Genomic DNA, 684 nt, shown 5'->3' with positions numbered 1-684 from the left:
TGAGTTCGTGATAGGACATAGTGGCAGCACCGTACCGGAAAGGTCAGGTGTTGCACTCAGTTTTTGCGGCCGCCTAGATTACAAGCTTGACCAGGGCTATAGCGCCGATGAAATATTAGCCAAATCAAGAAGCTTAAAGGGTGTTCTGGAACCTTTTTCCACGTCCGGCAATATAGATATGTTGTCTCGATCCGGCTTCAAGGACATAACCAGCGTATTTAAATATATTTGCTTTGAAGGTTTCTTTTGCATTAAGTGACCGGAGCTATATTGTGAGCACACTCATAGCGCGACAGTATTTACAGCTTCTGCAAATGCCCGGCACGTTTCACGCGCAAAAAATCAATTGTGAGCTGTGCAATTCCAATGATCATTTGTGTTTGCTGGATAGCGTCCAAGGCCCTTGTGGCAAGGCAGTAGCATTACCAGTACTCGGCTGTCGTGATTGCGGACATATTTACCAAAAATACCGCTTTAGTGAAACCTTTTATAAAGCGTATTACAACAAATTCTACCGCTTGAATTTATTTGGCAATAATGAGCCAGAGCGCGCTTTTTTTCAGGATCAGGTGCGCCGTGGCGAACACCTGTGCCAGTACTTAAAAAGCGGCGGCGGCAAAAACTGAGTGCAACACCTGACCTTTCCGGTACGGTGCTGCCCCTATGTCTTATTCCGAACTCAGC

At 46.1% G+C, this 684-nt stretch carries 1 protein-coding gene and 1 pseudogene; both read left to right on the top strand.

The annotated features are described in order from the left end of the window. Positions 1-259, top strand: a pseudogene (locus GHO41_RS30155) (hypothetical protein); the annotation flags it as partial. A gap of 13 nt (positions 260-272) precedes the next feature. Continuing rightward, a complete protein-coding gene (locus tag GHO41_RS29980; protein ID WP_178126625.1) occupies positions 273-626 on the top strand; it encodes a hypothetical protein in 354 nt (117 codons plus the stop codon). The last annotated feature ends 58 nt before the right edge of the window (positions 627-684 follow it).

Origin of the sequence: Pseudomonas sp. FSL R10-0399, assembly GCF_009600165.1 — a bacterium.
Taxonomy (GTDB): Bacteria; Pseudomonadota; Gammaproteobacteria; order Pseudomonadales; family Pseudomonadaceae; genus Aquipseudomonas; species Aquipseudomonas helleri.
The sequence above is the reverse complement of the archived record's forward strand: the minus strand, read 5'-3'. Positions and strand labels throughout refer to the sequence as shown.